Origin of the sequence: Phenylobacterium sp. (assembly GCF_031425575.1) — a bacterium.
GTDB lineage: Bacteria > Pseudomonadota > Alphaproteobacteria > Caulobacterales > Caulobacteraceae > Phenylobacterium.
This window is the reverse complement of the sequence record NZ_JANPJP010000119.1, coordinates 1-17,580: the sequence shown is the minus strand read 5'-3', so window position 1 is coordinate 17,580 and position 17,580 is coordinate 1. Positions and strand designations below refer to the sequence as shown.

Below are 17,580 nucleotides of genomic sequence, written 5' to 3'. Positions count from 1 at the left end.
GTCCGCGTCGGCGGCGACAAGATGGACGAGGCGATCATCAGCTACATGCGCCGCAATCATAACCTGCTGATCGGCGAGACCACCGCCGAGCGCATCAAGAAGGAGATCGGCACCGCCCGGGCTCCGGCCGACGGCGAGGGCCTTTCCATCGAGGTCAAGGGCCGCGACCTTATGCAGGGCGTGCCGCGCGAAGTGCGCATCAGCGAGAAACAGGCGTCGGACGCGCTCGCCGAACCGGTGGGGCAGATCGTCGAGGCGGTGAAGATGGCCCTGGAAGCCACGCCGCCGGAACTGGCCTCCGACATCGCCGACAAGGGCATCATGCTGACCGGCGGCGGAGCCCTGCTGCGCGGCCTGGACGCCGAGATCCGCGATCACACCGGCCTGCCGGTGACGGTGGCCGACGACCCGCTGTCCTGCGTGGCGCTGGGCTGCGGCAAGGTGCTCGAACATCCCAAGTGGATGAAGGGCGTGCTCGAATCGACGCTGGCGTAATACTTGCAAATCGGCGGGGGGAGACGGGGCGTCCCGTCACCCTGGGGACGGGCGGCTAGGTGGCTTTTCGAGAAAGTCCGTTTGGCGAACTGAAGGTGCCGTTGGCCTGGACAGCCGCGGTGGCCCTGATCGTGGCCGTCGTCGTAGCCGTCGCACTGCTGATGTCCGACCGCCGCGAGACCTTCCAGTCCGAGGCCTATGGCGTGACCCGCCAGGTGGGGGACGCCGTAGCCGCGCCCGTCAGCGGCGCGCTCGCCGCTCCGGGACGCTGGACGGGTATGGGCATGGAGAACATCCGCGACTACCTGTTCGCGGTCTCCGAAAACCGCAAGCTCAAGGCTGAGCTCAAGGAAGCCCGTCAGTGGCGCGACGTGGCCATTGCGCTGCGCGACACCAATGATCGCTACAAGTCCCTGCTCGGCCTGAAGACTGAGCCGCCGATCCCGATGGTCGCCGCCCGGACGGTGAGCGACAGCCGGGGCCCATTTGCCAATACGCGTCTGGCGAACGCAGGCGTCGAGAAGAACATTCAGCCGGGTAATCCGGTGATGAGCGAGAGCGGGCTCGTCGGCCGGATCATCGGGGTGACCCGGGGCGCCAGCCGCATCCTTCTGCTCACCGACATCGCCTCGCGCACCCCGGTGATGATCGACCGCACCAATGCGCGCGCCATCCTCACCGGTGACGGCGGCCCCAATCCCAAGCTGGAATACCTGCGCGGCAAGGAGCCGGTGAAGCAGGGCGACCGGGTGCTGACCTCGGGCGACGGTGGGGTGCTGCCGCGCGGCCTGCCGGTGGGGGTTGCCGTGAAGGGTCTGGACGGTCGCTGGCGGGTGATCCTAGCCTCCGACGCCGCGCCCATCGACTTCGTCCGTATCCTGCTGTTCCAGGACTTCTCTCAGCTCGAGAAGGCCCAGAAGGAAGAGCTGGACAAGATGCCGGCGCCGCCGCCCTCCGGGCCTGTCGAAGGGGTCGGCGGGGCTGGGACGCCTGGCGCGCCTGTGGCCAAGCCGCCGACCACCTTCACCGCCACCACGGCCACGCCGCCCAAGCCCGCCCCCGCCAGACCGGCCGCGCCGAAACCCGCGCCCCCCAAGCCGAAGCCCGCGGCCACGCCGACCGCGCCGCCCCCCGCTGCCGTAACCCCGGCGCCGACGGTGAGCGCACCGGCGGAGGCGCCATTTTGAGCCTCTCGGCCGCCCGTCCTCTGGATCCGTGGCGCTGGCTTGGCTTTCCCATGCTGCAATGCCTGGGCTGGACCCTGCTGTTTGGCATTCCCCTGCGGGTTTTCGGCCTGCAGCTGCCTGAGCCGGTGTTCTGCATGGTTCCGGCCTTCGCCTGGGCGGTGATCCGGCCCTCGATCCTGGCGCCCTTCGGCGTCCTGCTGATGGGGCTGATCCTCGACATCTTCTGGGGATCGCCGGTGGGACTTTGGGCGCTGTCGCTGTTGACCGCCTATGGCGTGGTCTTGCTCTCGCGCAACTGGATGGTGGGCCAGAGCCGGCCGATGATGTGGGCCTGGTTCGCCGCGGCCTGCGCCATCGCTAGCCTGGCGGGGTTCCTGTTTACGCGGCTCGACGCCCGGGCCTCGCCCAGCCTGATCGCGGTGGCCTGGCAATTCCTCGCCACAATCCTGCTCTATCCCTTCGCCCACAGGCTCATCGACAGGTTCGAGGACGCCGATGTGCGGTTCCGCTAGGATATTGGGCGCATGAGCGAGCCCTCCATTTTCTTCACTGAGGTCAATGAGCGGCAGGGGGTCTTCCACCGCCGCGCCTTCCTCATGGGCGGTCTGTCGGGCCTGGGCCTGCTGGCGCTCACCGGCCGGCTGGCCCACCTCCAGCTCGTGGAGGCCCAGCGCTATGAGAAGATGTCGGCTTCCAACCAGTTCAACTTCCGGCTGGTGCCGCCGCCGCGAGGCCTGATCGTCGACCGCAACGGGGTGATCCTGGCCTCGAACCGCCCGAACTTCCGCCTGCTGGTGGCCAAGGACGGTAAGATGGATCCCGAGGGCACGCTAAAGACCCTCGCCAACTTCGTGCCCCTGGACGCCGAGCGGCAGGCCCGCCTGACCAAGGACCTGATCCGCGCGCCCAAGCGCTCGCCGGTGTCGGTGATGGAAGACATGAGCTGGGAACAGTTCTCGGCCATCAATGTGCGCGCGCCCGAATTGCCCGGCGTCACCGCCGACATGGGTGAGGTTCGGGTCTATCCGCACGGCGGCGCCTTCGCCCACGTGATCGGCTACGTGGCCAAGGTGAACCGGGAGGACATCCAGCCCACGGGCCCGAACTCCGAAGCCATCATGCTGCATCCCGGCTTCCGGATCGGACGCCAGGGGGTGGAGAAAGCCTTCGACCTGCGCCTTCGCGGCCGACCCGGCGCCCAGAAGGTGGAGGTCGACGCCAACGGCCGCGAAGTCCGTCAGGACTCCGAAGGTGACATCCCCGCCACTCCGGGCGCCGAAATCCAGCTCTCCCTCGACGCCGATATCCAGACTCGGGCCCTGGAGGTGATGGGGGACGAAAGCGGGGCGGTGGTCATGCTCGATTGCCGGACCGGCGACGTGCTCTGCATGGCGTCGGCGCCCAGCTTCGACGCCAACCGCTTCGTGCGGGGCATGACCCGGCCCGAGTACCAGGCCCTGGCCAATTACGAGCGCAAGCCGTTGCTGGACAAGGCGATGTCGGGCCTCTACCCGCCCGGTTCGACCTTCAAGCCGACGGTGGCCCTGGCCGCGCTCGAGGCCGGCATCAATCCGGAAGTGCGCATCCATTGCTCGGGGGGCTGGTACTTCGGCGGCCGCACCTGGCGGTGCTGGAAGCATGGGGGGCATGGCTCCCAGAACATGCACGACGCCATCAAGAACTCCTGCGACGTCTATTTCTACCAGACGGCCTTAAGGATCGGGCCAGATCCCATCGCGCGCGCGGCCCAGGCCCTCGGCTTCGGCCAGACCTTCGACCTGGGGATCCCGGGTCAGAAGAAGGGGATCGTGGGGTCCAAGGAGTGGAAGCGGAAAGCCGTGAAGCGGGAGCCTGTGTGGCAGCCCGGCGACTCCGTCAGCTACGGCATCGGCCAGGGCTATGTGAACGTCAACGCCCTGCAGCTGGCGGTGATGACGGCACGCCTGGCCAATGGCCGCAAGGCCCTGAACCCACGCCTGGTCCGCTCGATCGGCGGCAAGGAGTTGCCCAGCGGCGCCGCGGTGCCCGACCTGCCGTTCCAGCAGGCGCATATCGACTATGTGCGCGGCGCGATGATCGCCGTGGCCAACGACGTCACCGGCACCGCCTATCGCCAGAGCCAGCTTGGCCTGGGGGACGTCATGATGGCCGGCAAGACCGGCACCGCCCAGGTGCGCAGCTATGACGGGGTCGCCGACCGCAACTCCGCCAGCGTCCAGTGGAAGCTGAAGGATCACAACCTGTTCGTCGCCTTCGCCCCCTATGACGCGCCGCGCTATGCGCTGTCGGTCATCGTCGAGCACGGCGGCCTGGGCGGGGCCACCGCCGGCGCGCCGCGCGCCCGCGAGGTGATGCGCGTCGCCCTGCTGAAGGACCCCGAGATCCGCGCCCGGATCGAGAAACCCCTGCCCATGCCCGAGCTTGCCCCTGATGGCCTCGCCGAGGGCGCCGCGCCAGGCGCGCCCGTGCCCGGCGCGCCGCCGGTGGCCAGGCCCCCGTCCGGAGGCGCGGTATGACCGTCAGCGCCCTAACCCGCCCAGGCGAACGTGACCGGCTGGTGGTCAAGTTCAGTGAAATCGACTGGCTGTTCTCTTTCGCCCTGTGCCTGATCGCCGGCGCGGGCGCCTTGATGATGTTCTCCATCGCCGGCTCCTCCTGGGAGCCTTGGGCGGGCGCGCACCTGTTCCGCTTCGGCGTCCTCTTCGTGGTGATGGTGGTCCTGGCCATGGTGGACCTGCGGGTCTGGTTCGCCATCGCCTACCCCCTCTATGGGGTCGGCCTCGTGCTCCTGGTCCTGGTGGAGGCGGTCGGTGACACACGCATGGGCGCGCAGCGCTGGCTCGACCTGGGGCCCCTCGGCTCCTTCCAGCCGTCGGAGGTGATGAAGCTCGGGATCGTGCTGGGTCTGGCGCGCTTCTACCATTCGATCTCGGCCGACGACGCTCGGTTCTCCTGGTGGCTGTTGGTGCCGGTTCTGATGATCGCCGCGCCCGTGGTTCTGGTGGCGCACCAGCCCGACCTGGGCACCGCGATGCTAATCCTGATGACCGGTGTGGCGGTGGTGGTGCTGGCGGGCCTCGATTGGCGGGTGATCGCCACGGGCCTCGGGGCGGCGGTCATATCGGTGCCGCCGATGGTGATGTTTGTGTTGCACGAGTACCAGCGCAAACGCATCTTCACCTTCCTGGACCCGGAGAGCGACCCGTCGGGCTCGGGCTATCACATCCTGCAGTCGAAGATCGCGCTCGGCTCAGGCGGCTTCCTGGGCAAGGGCTACGGCCTGGGGTCCCAGAGCCAGCTCAACTTCCTGCCGGAAAAGCAGACCGATTTCATCTTCGCGACCCTGGCCGAGGAGTTCGGCTTCGTGGGCTGTTTCTCCGTGCTGTTCCTGTACGCCGTGGTGATCTTCATGGCCCTGCGCACCGCGGCCCTGGCCCACTCCCACTTCGGTCGCCTGGCGACGGCGGGGGTGACCGCCACCTTCGCCCTCTATGTGATGATCAATGGCGGCATGGTGATGGGCCTGGCGCCGGTGGTGGGTGTGCCCATGCCGATGCTCTCCTACGGCGGCACCGTCATGGCCACGGTCATGATCGGCTTTGGCCTGGTCCAGGCCGTTCGCGTCCACCGCTATTCGGAAGTCACCAGCGGCAAGGGCAGCTTCCTCTAGACCGAGAAAGCCTGGTCTGTCGCCCGCACTAACCCGTCGACGATGCCGGGTTCGGTCGAGGCGTGGCCGGCGTCCCAGACCACCTCGAAGCGGGCTTCCGGCCAGGCAGTCTTCAGGTTCCAGGCGTTCTCCATCGGCGTGACGACGTCGAAGCGGCCCTGGACGATCCAGCCGGGAATGCCGCGGATCTTGCCGATGTTCTTCAGGATCCAGCCGTCCTCGCTGAAGAAGCCCTTGTTGGCGAAGAAGTGGCATTCGATCCGTGCAAATGCGATGGCGAAGTCGATCTCGTTGAACTTCGAGGGCCGCGCCTCGGGACCACGGATGGAGATGGTGTCACCTTCCCACTGGCTCCAGGCAGCGGCGGCCTCGGCCTGGACGCGGCGGTCGGTGTGGGTCAGGCGGCGGTGATAGGCGGTGACCAAGTCTCCGCGCTCGGCCTCAGGGATCGGCGCCAGGAACTTCTGCCAGGCGTCCGGGAACAGGAAGCTCGCCCCGTCCTGATAGAACCAGCGCAGCTCCCGCTGGGTCAGCAGGAAGACGCCGCGCAGGACGAGCGCCTCGACCCGCTGCGGATGGGTGATGGCGTAGGCCAGCGCCAGGGTGGAGCCCCAGGACCCGCCGAACACGGTCCACTTCTCGACGCCGAGATGGATGCGCAGGCGCTCGATGTCGTCGATCAGCGACCAGGTGGTGTTGTCGTCCAGGCTGGCGTTGGGCCGCGACTTGCCGCAGCCGCGCTGGTCGAAGAGCACCATCTTCCACTTCGACGGGTTGAAGAACCGCCGCATGGTCGGATTGATCGCCCCGCCGGGGCCGCCGTGCAGGATCACACAGGGCTTGCCCTCCGGATTGCCGCACACCTCGTAGAAGATTTCGTGCTCGCCGCCGGTGGGCATCCACCCATAGGTGAAGGGCTCGCTCTCCGGGAACAGGCCGCGCCGGTTCGTGGAGGAGGAGAGGGCGGGCGGCGGGGTGTTGCGTTCCATCATCCCTATCTAACGCGGGAAGCGGCGATCCATCCAGCCGAGGATGAGGTCATTGACCTCTTTGGGCTTTTCTTGCTGCGTTCAGTGGCCGGAATCCTTCACCAGCACCTTCTCGAGGTCACCGATCACGTCTTCCATTCCTTCGGCCATGGTGGGCGACAGCACCACGTCCTTCTCGGCCATGATCATCAGGCAGGGGATGCCGTCGACGCGGGTCGGCAGGTCGGCCGATCGCTCCCAGTTGCGGGTGAAGTTGCGGTACCAGTTGATGCCGCCGGTGAAGCCCGTGGCCTGAAAGGTCTCCACGAAGGCGGCCAGTTCCTCGGGGCTCAGCAGCTGGTTGGCGGTGTCGGACTTGTCCCAGGCGTCCAGCAGGTCGCCGAAGGCGAAGGTCGACTGGCCCTCTGCGGCCGGGGTCGACATGTCCAGGCCGACGCCGGCGTCCATGGCTTCGCCTGACGCGGGCTTGCGCATGAAGAAGCGCATGGTCTTGTCGACGTCGGCGCCCAGGACCGCGTCAGCGACGCCCGGCTTCTGGAACCAGACGATGTACATGTCCTCGCCGAACGCCATGCGCATGGCGGCGATGGGGTCGAAGGGCGACCGACGCATGAAGGGGGTGTTCAGGCCGATCACGCCCGCGCACCGGTCGGGGTGCATCAGCGGCATCTGCCAGACGATGATACCGCCCCAGTCGTGGCCGCAGAAGATCGCCTTTTCCACGCCCAGGTGGTCCATCAGCCCCACCAGGTCGCCGGTCAGGTGCTCCATGTCGTAGTCGGTGACCGCCTCGGGCCGAGAGGTCAGGCCGTAGCCGCGCTGATCCGGCGCGATCGCCCAGCGCCCGGCGGCCTCGCAGGCGGCCAGCTGGTGGCGCCAGGAGAAGGCCAGTTCCGGGAAGCCGTGACAGAAGATGATCGGCACGCCTTGCCCGCGCGGCCCCACCTCATAATAGGCCATGTCGACACCATTGACGGCGGCGTGCTGCACGGGCGGCATCTGGCGGGCGAGGGCGGCGGACATGGGCGGTTCCTTGTGCGTTTTCCTATGATGCAGGCCTTCCGGTCGGGAAAGGCAAGCCTTCCCACCCAGCCGAACCGAGCTAGAACGCGACCATGAGCGATCCGCGCGCGAGATACGTCCCGGAGAAGACCCCCTGGGGCCTGGTGATCCTGCTGGGCTCGCTGACGGCCTTCGCGCCGATGTCTATCGACATGTATCTTTCCAGCCTGCCGGCGATCGGGGCGGATCTCGGCGCCAGCCCGGCCCAAACCCAGGGAACGCTGGCGGCCTTCTTCGCCGGCATGGCCATCGGCCAGTTCATCTATGGACCAGCCTCCGACCGCTTCGGCCGGCGCCCGCCCATTGTGGTGGGGGTGGCCATCTACATCCTGGCCTCCATCGCCTGCGCCCTTTCGTCGTCCCCGGAGATGCTGATCGGCGCGCGGTTCATCCAGGCCCTGGGCGGCTGCGCCGGCGGCGTGGTGGCGCGCGCCGTGGTCCGCGACCGCTTCAACCATACCGAGACGGCGCGGATGCTGTCGCTCATGACCCTGATCATGGGACTGGCGCCGATCCTCGCGCCCCTGCTGGGAGCCGCCCTGTTGGTGGCCGGTGGCTGGCGGTTGAACTTCTGGTTCCTGGCCGCCTTCGGCCTGATGGTGGGCGGCGCGTCCCTCTGGCGGATGAAGGAGTCGCGCTCGGCCGAGACCCTGGCCCAGGCGATGTCGGAGAGCCCCTTCGGCGCCTATCTGGCCCTCCTGAAGCAGCCGCGGCTGATAGGGTACTGCCTGGCCGGGGCCCTGAACGGCGCCACCCTGTTCACCTACATCTCCGCCTCGCCGGCGCTGCTGATGGGAACCTATGGCGCGACCCCCACCCAGTTCCCGTGGCTCTTCGGCCTGAACGCCGCCGCCGTCATCGGATCGAGCCAGATCAACCGCTACGCCCTGCGCCGCGCGACCCCCGATGAGGTGCTTAGCCGCGCAAGCCTGGCCTCGGTCGCCGCCGGGGCCCTGCTGGCCATCGCCGCGGTCACCGGAATCGGCGGGCCGTGGACGGTCCTGCCCATGCTCTTCATCCTGCTGGGGACCTACGGCTTCATGCAGGGCAACACCATGGCCGGCGCCCTGAACGTCGACACCCGTCGCGCGGGCTCGGTCTCGGCCCTGATGGGGGGAGCCTCTTTCGGCGTTGGCGCCCTGGCCTCGGGCCTCACCGGCGTCCTGCACGACGGCACGGCGCGGCCCATGGCCCTGACCATGTTCATCGCCCTGATCGGCTCGGCTATCGCGCTGCGGCTGCTGGCCCTGCCGAGGAAGGGCGAGGCATAGGCCGGCTCCAGGCCAGAGCCGCCCAGCCGCTCATGAACGCCAGCCCGCCCAGGGGCGTGATGGCCCCCAGCCAGCGGGGCGCGCCCAGGCCCATGGCCCAGAGCGAGCCCGAGAACAGCACTAGGCCCGCCAGGAACAGCGGCGGCGCCAGGGCCGCGCCCCGTCCCAACCGCTGCGCGGCGGCGAACACCGCCAGCATGTGGACGAAGCCGTAGAGGGCGCCGGTCTTCAGCCACTCCTGGGCTTTTGGATCGGTGATCCCGTGGGCGGCGAAGGCGCCGAAGCCCACGCAGAGGAAACCGCCGGCGGCGGCCAGACGAAACCACGGACCCATGCGACCTACCCCCAGACCGCGGGACGGCGGCCCTTCCAGGGGGCTTCCTTCTCAAGTTGCGCGGCCAGGCGGAAGAGGGTGGCTTCGTCGGCGTAGCGGGAGCTGAACATCATCCCGATCGGCAGGCCGTTCGAATCCATCTCCAGCGGCAGAGAGATCGAGGGCTGGCCCGAGAAATTCATCGGCGGGGTGAAGGGGAAGACCTTGCCCTGGCGGCGATTGACCTCCTTGGGCTCCAGGTTCACCGGGTCGATGAAGCCGACCTCCGGAACCGGGGTCCCCAGCACCGGGCAGAGATAGACGTCCCAGTCCTCGAAGAAGGCCAGGGTGAAGCGGTTCAGGGCGCGCAGGTCCTGCAGGGCGCGGAACGCTTGGGCGCCGGTCACCCGGCGGCCGCCCTTCAGCGAGGCCCAGGTCAGGGGCTCGAGCTCGTCCGGCTCCGGTTCACGGCCAATCTCGTCGATCAGCCGCTCCATGCCGCCGGCGAAGTTGGCGCCGCTCACCGGCCCGCGCGCGGCGTAGAGGGCGCGGTAGTCGATGCCCAGGCCCTTCTCCACCACCTCGTGACCGAGGCCCTTCAGCAGGGTGGCTGTGCGTTCCAGCGCCGCCTGGATCTCGGGATCGATCGGCCGGCCATTGGCGGTCTCGCTGGACCAGGCGATGCGCAGCTTGCCGGGCGAGGTCTCGATCTCCTGCGCATAGGGCCGGGTCTTGGGGGGCGGGGCGTAGGGGGAGCCCGGCTCGGGGATGCCGGTGGCGTCCAGCATGACGGCGGAGTCGCGCACGGTGCGCGTCACCACATGGTCCACCACGAAACCTGCGGCGTAGTCGTAGGCGTCCGGCAGGTTGGGCACCCGGTCGCGATTGACCTTCAGGCCCACCAGGCCGCAGCAGGCCGCCGGGATGCGGATCGAGCCCAGGCCGTCCGAGGCATGGGCCATGGGCACGATGCCCGCCGCCACCGCCGACGCCGCCCCGCCCGAGGACCCCCCGGAGATGTGGGCGGAGTTCCAGGGATTGCGGCACGGGCCCAGCAGGGCGCTCTCGGTGGCGCCGGTGATGCCGTACTCGGGGGTGTTGGTCTTGCCGAGCGGGATGACGCCCGACTCACGATAGCGCCGGGTCAGGCCGCCGTCCTCGGTATCGACGATGTGGCGCGCGAACTTGCTGCCCGAGGTGCGGGGCCAGCCGGCCACCGGCATGCCCAGGTCCTTGATCAGGAAGGGCACACCCCTGAAGGGGCCGTCGGGCAGGGGGCCCTTGGCGCGCTCGCGGGCCTCGTCATAGGCGGTGTGGACCACCGCGTTGAGGGCGCCGTTGTGCCGCTCGATGCGCTCGATGGCGGCGTCCACCAGCTCCAGGGGCGTGACTTCTCCCTTGGCCACCATCTGGCCCAGGGCGACGCCGTCGTGCTCGGAATAGTCGGTGATCGGCATGGTCCTACCTTTGGCCTGCGGGCATGAGGAAGCTCATCTTGGCGACCGGTTCGAGCGCGGGCGCCTGGCGCTTCAGGACATCGAACGAAGCTTCTGCGGCGTCGAGGGCGGCGTCGATGTCGCCCTCGGTCATGGCCGCGCACATGAACATGTTGTGCCAGGGGTGCACGTAGACGCCGCGGTTCAGCATCTCGCTGGACCAGCAGAAGCCCTTGCGCAGGTCCGGGTCGTCGTCGAACAGGAACAGCGGCATCTGCACCGGTCCCGAGACCCGGAAGCCGAAGCCCGCCGCGCTCGCCCGTTCTCGCAGGCCGTCGGCCAACCGGTCGCCCAGTGTCTGCAGCCGCTCAAGGTAATCGGTGTCACGCACCAGCCGCAGGGTCTCGAGGGCGGCGGCCATCGGGGCCGCCTGGAACCAGAAAGAGCCGGTGACATAGATCTGCGAGGCGGCCTTTTTCGCCTTGTCCGACCCCAGCATCATTGAGATCGGATGGCCATTGGCCAGGCACTTGCCCCAGGTGGAGAGGTCCGGCTGGACCCCGATCCGCGACCAGGAGAGGTCCCGCGAGAGCCGCAGGCCGGCCCGAACCTCGTCAACGATCAACAGGGCGCCGGTCCGGTCGCAGATTTCCCGGGCCTTGCGGGCGTAGGCAAGATCCGGATCAGCCTGGTCGATGAAGGCGTCGTGCTTGAAGGGGGCGGCGAAAATGCCGGCGAGGTCGTCCCCGGCCTGGGCGGCGGCGGCCTCCAGGCTGGCCACATCATTGTAGTCGCAGAAGATCTGGTGCGCCTGGTCGCTGGGGACCGTGCCCGCCGGGCGGTTGACGCACCAGGTGGCCGCGCCGTGATAGGCGCCCTTGGCCCGGATGATGGTCTTGCGGCGGGTGTGCTGGCGGGCGGTGGACAGCGCCATGGAGGTGGCGTCCGTGCCGTTCTTGCAGAAGATCGCCCAGTCGGCGTGGGTCACCAGGGCGGTCATCTCCTCGGCCAGCCGCACCATCAGCTCGGTGGGACCGGTCAGGGTGTCGCCGAGACCGAGTTGGCGGACATAGGCCGCGTCGATCTCGGGGTGGGCGTAGCCGAACAGGTTGGGCCCGTAGGCGCACATGAAGTCCAGATACCGGTTACCGTCCACGTCCCACAGGTGGGCGCCCTCGGCTCGGGCGAAGAACTGCGGATAGTCGTCGGGCAGCAGGCCCACCGCCTGGTGGCCGTACATGCCGCCGGGGATGACGGCGGTGGCGCGCTCGCGCAGGGCGCGGTCTCGGCTGTCAGGTCGGCTCATCGGTGTCCCTCGGTGTTCGCCAATTGCCATGGCTTGATCAGACCTTACGCTCCGCACTGTCCTCGGCAACCGGGAGCGGACCATGAAGGCGATGATCTTGGGCCTGCTGGGCGCCTTGATGGCGACGGGGGCGACGGCGGCGAGCAGGAGCTTCCAGGACTGGACCGTGGTCTGCGACAACGCCCGCGAGTGCTCGGCCTTCGGCTTCTCAGAGGACAGCTTCGGGGACCGCCCCTTCCTGCATGTGCGGCGCTCAGCGGCGGCTGACGCCGCGCCGGTGATCCGCCTGGTCCTGGTGGGAGAGGCGGGCGCGCAGGCGCCCTGGGCGGTGCGGGTGGACGGCAAGGCGGTTCCCGGTCTCGCGCCCAAGGCCGAGGGCGACGCCGACGTCGTCCTGACGCCTGCCCAGACGACGGCCCTGCTGGCGGCGATCGGAAATGGCCAACGCCTGAGCCTGGCGCCGGGCCGCAGCGACGTTCTGCTGACAGGCGCCGCAGCCGCCCTGCGCTGGATGGATGATCAGCAGCGGAGGGCCGGCACGGTCACCGCCCTGGTGGCGAAGGGCGCCAAGCCCGCCTCGACCGTCCCCGCGCCGCCACCGGTTCCCCTGGTCCGCCCAGGCCCGGTGGTGTCCCAGGCCAACCTGCCCGACAAGGCGCCGCCCGGCATGCGGTCCAGGCTCGGCGAGGATTGCGACGCTCAGCAGTGGCAGGACTTCAGCCCGATCGTCGCCCGGCTGTCGCCTGGCGTGATCCTGTACGGGGAGCTCTGCTATCTGGGCGCCTACAATGAGATCTACGCCTTCATGCTGGCCGACGAACAGGGCGGTCATATCCGCCGCGCGCAGATACCCAACCTCGACGGTTCCGCCACCCACCTGCTGATGAACGTCAGCTTCGACGCCGAGACCCAGACCCTGAGCAATTTCGAAAAGGGCCGGGGGATCGCCGACTGCGGCGGGGTCAACAGCTGGATCTGGGACGGAAAGGCCTTCCGCATCAGCGACCAGATAGAGATGCCGGCCTGCCGCGGGCTGAGCGCCGAGGATTGGCCGGTGCTGTTCCGCTCGCGGCGTAGGTGAGCGGCTAGAACAGCCCCATCAGAGTGGCGAAGAAGGCCACGATCGCGGCGATGATCGCCTTGGACAGGACGCCCAGGACCACGATGCTGACCGCCGCCATCACCCAGCCGATGATCGCCGCATAGCCATCGCGCTCGGCGGTGCCGATGGCGAAGGCGGCGATGGCGAAGGAGGGCAGCATGTTGCCGAAGGGGATCGGCAGGAAGACGATGATGGACAGCGAAAAGCAGATCGCCCCCATCAGCCGGTCGGCGAAGCGGTTGTACATGAAGGTCAAGCGCGGCTTCAGCCGCCGCTCCAGCCGCTCCAGGTGCGGCATCAGCTTTTCCGACAGGTTGCGGAAGTCCGACATGCTCATCGTCCTAGCCAGCAGGGCCTTGGGCAGCCACAGGGTGCGGCGGCCCAGCATCCATTGGGCGGTGATGAAGGCCAGGGGGGCGCCGAGAATGGCCGAGACGCCAGGCGGCATGGGCAGGACCAGGGGGGCGGCGAACACGAACATCAGGGCCCCGAAGGCGCGGTCGCCAAAGGTCTCCAGGATGTCGGCCACCGACACCTTGCGAGTCTTGCGCTGCCCGATCAGGACGAGCAGTTCGGAGACACTGGCGGCGTGGGCTTTGTCGGTCATCGCAGCCCTGCGGCTACCATGCTTGGGTGTTGCTGCGGAAGGCCTCCTGCGATCACTTCGCACTACCGATTGCGCCTGGGAGAAATCGGCGTCCGACTCGGGCTAGCAGGGTAGAACGATGTCGAGCCCCGTGCGCCTTGGTCTGTTCTACGGAGCCATCTTCATCGGGGGCGGCGCGGCCTCGCCCTATATCCCGGTCTGGTTCGACCATCGCGGGCTGAGCGGCGCTGAAATCGGCCTCATCCTCTCGGCGCCGCTGCTGGCCCGCACCGTCACCGCGCCGCTGCTGGCCATGTGGGCCGACAGCTTCGCCCTGCGCCGGACCCCGCTGATCCTGATGGGCCTGGTCATGGCGGCCGGCTACGCCCTGATGGTGGCGCCCCTGGGCTTCGCCTGGTGGTTCGGCCTGTGGTTCATCGCCTCAACGATGTACGCGACCGTCGGTCCCCTGACCGACGTGGTGGTCCTGGCCAGATCCCAGAAGGACGGGTTCAACTATGGATGGCCGCGGGGCATAGGCTCGGTGGCCTTTATCATCGCCAATATCGGCATGGGCCTGATCCTGGCGCGGGGCTCGCCGGAGCTGGTCCTGGTCTGGATCACGGTGTCTGGCCTGCTGGTGGCCTTCGGCGCACGCTACTGGCTGCCACCCGATCCGGTCCGCGTCGGCGGCGGGACTGCGGCCCTGGCCGAGCGGATGGCGGGTCTGCGCGAACTGTTCGCAGACCGGGACTTCATGCTGGTGGTGATCTCGGCGGGTCTGATCCAGTCGGCCCACGCCTTCTACTACTCCTTCTCCACCCTGGCCTGGCGCGACCAGGGCATCCCCGAGGCGATGACCGGCCTCCTGTGGGGCGTGGGCGTGGCGGTGGAGGTGATCTTCCTCTGGTTCATGGAGCCCTGGCGGCGGCGGTTCGGCGCGCGAAACCTGCTGGTGCTGGGCGGGGTGGCCGCGGTGGTGCGCTGGGGCGCTCTGGCCATGTCGCCGCCGCTCTGGATGGTGTTCCCGATCCAGGCCCTGCACACCTTCACCTACGCGGCCACCTTCATCGGATCCCTGCAGCTGGTGGACCAGCTCTCCAAGCCCAGCAACGCCTCGGCGGCCCAGACCATCAACTCCGCCCTTTCCGGAGGCGTGCTGAGCGGGGTGGCGACCATCGTCTCCGGCGCGCTGTTCGACCGTATCGGTGCGCACGGCTACTTCGTGATGGCGGCCATGTCCCTGGCCGGGCTGGCCGGCGCGGTCAGGTTGTACGGCGTCAGGCGGCTGGACAGTTGAGAGACCGACGCCACTCCGGCAGCGGCCGGCCTTACGCCACGACAGGGTTGCGGGCCGCGCCGATCGGGCGACTATGGCCGCAAAACGGCAACGGGAGGAGCGCCGTGCGTGCGTTGGAAGTGACGGCCCCCTGGGGCGGCGACCAGATTCAGGGCGTCGAAAAGCTGATCCCACGACCTTCTAGGGCGGGTTCAGGCCGGTCCGCCTGAACCCGCCCTAGTTTCAATTTGGCGCGCGTCGGACGCTAAACCGGTATCCGCTTTAGCTGACGCGCTTGCGAGGAGGCGTCCGTGCGTACCAAAGGCATCAACCATCTGGCGCTCGTCTGCCGCGACATGGGGGAGACGGTCAGGTTCTATCGCGACGTGCTGGGCATGCCGCTGATCAAGACCATCGCCCTTCCGGACGGCGGCCAGCACTTCTTCTTCGACTGCGGCGGCGGGGCCAGTGTGGCCTTCTTCTGGTGGCCGGAGGTGCCGGCGGCCGCGCCGGGGATCGCCTCGGTGGCCAAGTTTCCCCAGGCGCCCAAGTCTGCCGTTGGATCCATGAACCACGTGGCCTTCGACATGGAGGCCGACGACCTGCAGGCCAGCATCAAGCGGCTGCAGGCGGCGGGCGTCGAGGTCCTGCCCATGGTGGTCAATCACGACGACAGCGCGGCCGGAGTGGCGGCCGAGCTTCATCCCGGGGTGTTCGTCCGCTCGGTCTATTTCACCGATCCGAATGGCATCATGCTGGAGTTCGCGGCCTGGACGAAAGGCTTCGGCCCGCAGGACGTGGCCCATGAACCAGCCGGCGCGGCGGCGGAAGTCTGATGCCGCGTCTCAAACAGGTCACGCGCGCGGAGGCCACATCCGAGGTCGTCACCAAGACCTACGACCTTTTGTTTGGTGACCGTGATCCGGTGGCGCAGCCGGGGACCGCCACCGGGACGAACGGCGACTGGTGGACGGTGTTCGCCAACAGCCCCGACATCCTGAGGCACGCCAACCAGGGCTTCGCCCTTTACCGCTCGCCAGATCGCAAGCTCGATCCGGTGCTGCGGGAACTGGCCCAGACCCGGGCCGGCTGGGCGCGGGGCAGTCAGTTCGTCTTCTCCCAGCACTGCAAGTCGCTGCGCGGTCTGAAGGTGTCCGAGGCGCGGATCGCCGCGGTGCCCAACTGGCAGGTCGCCGAGTGCTACGACGCCCAGGAGCGGGCGGTCCTGGCCTATGCCGACTGCCTGGTGCTGCAGGGCGGCAGGACGCCAGAGGCTGTGTTCGCCGCGTTGCGGGCCTTCCTCGACGACGAACAGATCCTGGAGCTGACCTACATCACCTGTCTCTACGACATGCACGCCGTGATGAGCCGGGCCCTGCGTCTGGAGTTCGACGACCGCGACGACCCGGTGGTCGAGGTGGCGCCTCCCGAGGGCTTCGACGCTCGGGACTTCCTGGACACGGAGCGTCGCTCTGATTGAGTTTTGCACGCTAGAGATGGTATTCGTAGGTCTTCAGGCTCAAATCTCGCCGAGATGCTTAAGTCTATTTTGAGTCTTCGACCTGATGTTGCTGTCACTGGTTCATTGTGACAGTGGGCGGAGATTTCCTTGGAGTTGCATCACGACCCGACCCCGGTGGTCGCCTCCAAGGCCGTCAGCCTGGCGCCCCAGTTGGTCGAACGCCTGGTCGCCGGGCAGGGGGCCTCGATACGGCGGATCGAAGAAGCCCTGCGGCCCTATCACTTGCACGTCACGCCGCGGCCGGACGCCCTGGCCCTGGCGGGCGAAGAGATCGCGGTGACCTTGGCTGCGTCGATCTTCGAGAAGATCGACGAACTGCTGCGCACCGAGGGCGGCCATGAGGGCCTGGTGGATGCGGCGATCACCGCCGTCGTCAGCCACGCTCTGAAATTCGAACTGGCCTACCGGCTCAAGGGGATCAACCAAGCCGTCCGGCCGATGTCGCTGAGCCAGGTGGGGTTCATGAACACCTTGCTGACCTCTGACCGCTCCCTGATCTTCGGTGTCGGGCCCACTGGGACAGGCAAGACCCACCTGGCCATCGCCGCGGGACTGAGCCTGCTGGCCGACGGTCGGATCAAGCACCTGGTGATGACGCGGCCGCGGGTGATGCTGGAGGGCGAGGCCATGACGGCTGCCCTTCGGGCCGAGACCGCCTATGACGAACAGCTGACCCCGATCGAGGATGAACTGCGCCAGTTGATCGGCCACGAGGAAATTCGCCAGCTCACCGAGCGGGGTATGATCGAGGTCATGCCGCTGGGCCGGATGCGCGGCCGAACCTTCAACGAGACCATGCTGCTGGTGGACGAGGCGCAAAATATGACGGTGGGCAAGATGCGGATGGCGGCCACCCGTATCGGCCGCAACGGGCGGCTGGTGGTGACCGGCGATCCGGCCCAGGTTGATCTGGCGGGCGGCGACGAGGTGTCGGGCCTGGCGCACCTTCTGAAGCTGGTTGCGGGAACCGACCTGGCGGCGGTGCATCGCTTCGAGGCCTACCAGATCATCCGCAACCCGTTGGTGGCCCGGCTGGAGGCCCTCTATTCGCAGAGCGGCGGCGAGGAAATGCGCGCCGCGGCCTGAGCCGCCCTAGATCGAGTAGTCGAGCTCGCCTTCCAGCCAGGCGGTGATCTGCTCGGCCGCCTCCGTCGGCGACGTTTTCGTCGTGTCGATGACGATCTCGGCGGCCTCGGGGGCTTCATAGGGGCTGTCGATGCCGGTGAAGTTCTTCAGCTCTCCGGCGCGGGCCTTCTTGTAGAGGCCCTTGACGTCCCGGGCCTCGGCCACCTCCAGCGGGGTGTTAATATAGACCTCGACGAAATCGCCCTCCGCCTGGAGTTCGCGGGCCAGCCGGCGTTC

Annotated in this window: 18 protein-coding genes; 11 read left to right on the top strand and 7 right to left on the bottom strand. The window is 68.2% G+C overall.

Annotation, left to right across the window (positions count from 1 at the left end; translation table 11 throughout):
• The 5 genes from RMO97_RS06975 to rodA all read left to right on the top strand — a co-directional run.
• Window positions 1–495 (top strand): rod shape-determining protein (locus RMO97_RS06975; RefSeq protein ID WP_310539869.1); only part of this gene is annotated, 495 nt, incomplete at its 5' end.
• Window positions 496–554: 59 nt separating this feature from the next.
• Entirely contained in the window at window positions 555–1,682 is a 1,128-nt protein-coding gene (gene mreC / locus RMO97_RS06970; RefSeq protein WP_310539867.1) for a rod shape-determining protein MreC, read from the top strand.
• Window positions 1,679–2,194 carry a hypothetical protein gene (locus tag RMO97_RS06965; RefSeq protein ID WP_310539866.1) on the top strand — a complete coding sequence of 172 codons (516 nt, stop codon included), beginning with the start codon at window positions 1,679–1,681 and terminating at the stop codon, window positions 2,192–2,194. Before mreC ends, RMO97_RS06965 begins: the two co-directional genes overlap by 4 nt.
• Before the next feature lie 12 nt (window positions 2,195–2,206).
• Entirely contained in the window at window positions 2,207–4,198 is a 1,992-nt protein-coding gene (mrdA, locus tag RMO97_RS06960; RefSeq protein WP_310539865.1) for a penicillin-binding protein 2, read from the top strand.
• Window positions 4,195–5,352, top strand: a complete 1,158-nt coding sequence (rodA, locus tag RMO97_RS06955) for a rod shape-determining protein RodA (protein WP_304780196.1) — start codon at window positions 4,195–4,197, stop codon at window positions 5,350–5,352. The genes mrdA and rodA overlap by 4 nt, the downstream gene beginning before the upstream one ends.
• Here rodA and pip read toward each other — a convergent pair.
• Together pip and RMO97_RS06945 are read right to left on the bottom strand one after the other, a co-directional pair.
• Window positions 5,349–6,341 (bottom strand): prolyl aminopeptidase, encoded by a 993-nt coding sequence (pip, locus tag RMO97_RS06950; RefSeq protein ID WP_310539870.1) that lies wholly within the window; start codon window positions 6,339–6,341, stop codon window positions 5,349–5,351. The two genes, rodA and pip, sit on opposite strands and share 4 nt — an antisense overlap.
• An 81-nt stretch (window positions 6,342–6,422) precedes the next feature.
• Window positions 6,423–7,301: an alpha/beta hydrolase gene (locus RMO97_RS06945; RefSeq protein ID WP_409035294.1), complete on the bottom strand. Its 879-nt coding sequence runs from the start codon at window positions 7,299–7,301 to the stop codon at window positions 6,423–6,425.
• Window positions 7,302–7,456: 155 nt separating this feature from the next.
• On the opposite strand from RMO97_RS06945, the gene RMO97_RS06940 reads away from it, so the two are divergent.
• The gene (locus tag RMO97_RS06940) at window positions 7,457–8,674 is read left to right on the top strand and encodes a multidrug effflux MFS transporter (RefSeq protein WP_310539863.1); all 1,218 of its coding nucleotides are present in this window, start codon (window positions 7,457–7,459) and stop codon (window positions 8,672–8,674) included.
• Here the strand turns inward: RMO97_RS06940 and RMO97_RS06935 are convergent.
• From RMO97_RS06935 to RMO97_RS06925, 3 genes are read right to left on the bottom strand one after another with little or no spacing between them, the layout of a single operon-like run.
• Window positions 8,628–9,008, bottom strand: a complete 381-nt coding sequence (locus tag RMO97_RS06935; protein WP_310539861.1) for a DUF423 domain-containing protein — start codon at window positions 9,006–9,008, stop codon at window positions 8,628–8,630. The genes RMO97_RS06940 and RMO97_RS06935 overlap by 47 nt on opposite strands.
• A 5-nt stretch (window positions 9,009–9,013) precedes the next feature.
• Complete coding sequence (locus tag RMO97_RS06930; RefSeq protein ID WP_310539859.1) at window positions 9,014–10,444, bottom strand: amidase family protein; 1,431 nt, start codon at window positions 10,442–10,444, stop codon at window positions 9,014–9,016.
• Window positions 10,445–10,448: 4 nt separating this feature from the next.
• Window positions 10,449–11,729: an aminotransferase class III-fold pyridoxal phosphate-dependent enzyme gene (locus RMO97_RS06925; protein ID WP_310539858.1), complete on the bottom strand. Its 1,281-nt coding sequence runs from the start codon at window positions 11,727–11,729 to the stop codon at window positions 10,449–10,451.
• Between the two features lie 82 nt (window positions 11,730–11,811).
• Here RMO97_RS06925 and RMO97_RS06920 point away from each other — a divergent pair, with 82 nt between their 5' ends.
• A complete protein-coding gene (locus RMO97_RS06920) occupies window positions 11,812–12,810 on the top strand; it encodes a DUF1176 domain-containing protein (RefSeq protein WP_310539857.1) in 999 nt (332 codons plus the stop codon).
• A 4-nt stretch (window positions 12,811–12,814) separates the two neighbouring features.
• On the opposite strand, the gene RMO97_RS06915 is transcribed toward RMO97_RS06920, so the two are convergent.
• Window positions 12,815–13,438, bottom strand: a complete 624-nt coding sequence (locus RMO97_RS06915) for an exopolysaccharide biosynthesis protein (RefSeq protein ID WP_293492563.1) — start codon at window positions 13,436–13,438, stop codon at window positions 12,815–12,817.
• A gap of 118 nt (window positions 13,439–13,556) precedes the next feature.
• Here RMO97_RS06915 and RMO97_RS06910 point away from each other — a divergent pair, with 118 nt between their 5' ends.
• The 4 genes from RMO97_RS06910 (at window position 13,557) to RMO97_RS06895 (ending at window position 17,304) form a co-directional block, all read left to right on the top strand.
• Complete coding sequence (locus RMO97_RS06910) at window positions 13,557–14,717, top strand: MFS transporter (RefSeq protein ID WP_310539855.1); 1,161 nt, start codon at window positions 13,557–13,559, stop codon at window positions 14,715–14,717.
• A 290-nt stretch (window positions 14,718–15,007) separates the two neighbouring features.
• Window positions 15,008–15,532, top strand: coding sequence for a VOC family protein (locus RMO97_RS06905; RefSeq protein WP_310539854.1), 525 nt, complete (start codon window positions 15,008–15,010; stop codon window positions 15,530–15,532).
• Window positions 15,532–16,176 carry a carboxymuconolactone decarboxylase family protein gene (locus tag RMO97_RS06900; RefSeq protein WP_310539853.1) on the top strand — a complete coding sequence of 215 codons (645 nt, stop codon included), beginning with the start codon at window positions 15,532–15,534 and terminating at the stop codon, window positions 16,174–16,176. The genes RMO97_RS06905 and RMO97_RS06900 overlap by 1 nt, the downstream gene beginning before the upstream one ends.
• A gap of 129 nt (window positions 16,177–16,305) precedes the next feature.
• The gene (locus tag RMO97_RS06895) at window positions 16,306–17,304 is read left to right on the top strand and encodes a PhoH family protein (RefSeq protein ID WP_310539851.1); all 999 of its coding nucleotides are present in this window, start codon (window positions 16,306–16,308) and stop codon (window positions 17,302–17,304) included.
• 6 nt (window positions 17,305–17,310) lie between these two features.
• Here RMO97_RS06895 and RMO97_RS06890 read toward each other — a convergent pair.
• The coding region (locus RMO97_RS06890; RefSeq protein ID WP_310539849.1) for an adenylyl-sulfate kinase at window positions 17,311–17,580 on the bottom strand (270 nt) is incomplete at its 5' end.

What these genes read in the sequence shown, in the direction of transcription:
- mrdA (WP_310539865.1), top strand. Translation starts at nt 2,207, where the DNA reads ATGAGCGAGCCCTCCATTTTCTTCACTGAGGTCAATGAGCGGCAGGGG.
- rodA (WP_304780196.1), top strand. Translation starts at nt 4,195, where the DNA reads ATGACCGTCAGCGCCCTAACCCGCCCAGGCGAACGTGACCGGCTGGTG.
- pip (WP_310539870.1), bottom strand. Translation starts at nt 6,341, where the DNA reads ATGGAACGCAACACCCCGCCGCCCGCCCTCTCCTCCTCCACGAACCGG.
- RMO97_RS06945 (WP_409035294.1), bottom strand. Translation starts at nt 7,301, where the DNA reads ATGGCCTATTATGAGGTGGGGCCGCGCGGGCAAGGCGTGCCGATCATC.
- RMO97_RS06940 (WP_310539863.1), top strand. Translation starts at nt 7,457, where the DNA reads ATGAGCGATCCGCGCGCGAGATACGTCCCGGAGAAGACCCCCTGGGGC.
- RMO97_RS06935 (WP_310539861.1), bottom strand. Translation starts at nt 9,008, where the DNA reads ATGGGTCCGTGGTTTCGTCTGGCCGCCGCCGGCGGTTTCCTCTGCGTG.
- RMO97_RS06930 (WP_310539859.1), bottom strand. Translation starts at nt 10,444, where the DNA reads ATGCCGATCACCGACTATTCCGAGCACGACGGCGTCGCCCTGGGCCAG.
- RMO97_RS06925 (WP_310539858.1), bottom strand. Translation starts at nt 11,729, where the DNA reads ATGAGCCGACCTGACAGCCGAGACCGCGCCCTGCGCGAGCGCGCCACC.
- RMO97_RS06920 (WP_310539857.1), top strand. Translation starts at nt 11,812, where the DNA reads ATGAAGGCGATGATCTTGGGCCTGCTGGGCGCCTTGATGGCGACGGGG.
- RMO97_RS06915 (WP_293492563.1), bottom strand. Translation starts at nt 13,438, where the DNA reads ATGACCGACAAAGCCCACGCCGCCAGTGTCTCCGAACTGCTCGTCCTG.
- RMO97_RS06910 (WP_310539855.1), top strand. Translation starts at nt 13,557, where the DNA reads ATGTCGAGCCCCGTGCGCCTTGGTCTGTTCTACGGAGCCATCTTCATC.
- RMO97_RS06900 (WP_310539853.1), top strand. Translation starts at nt 15,532, where the DNA reads ATGCCGCGTCTCAAACAGGTCACGCGCGCGGAGGCCACATCCGAGGTC.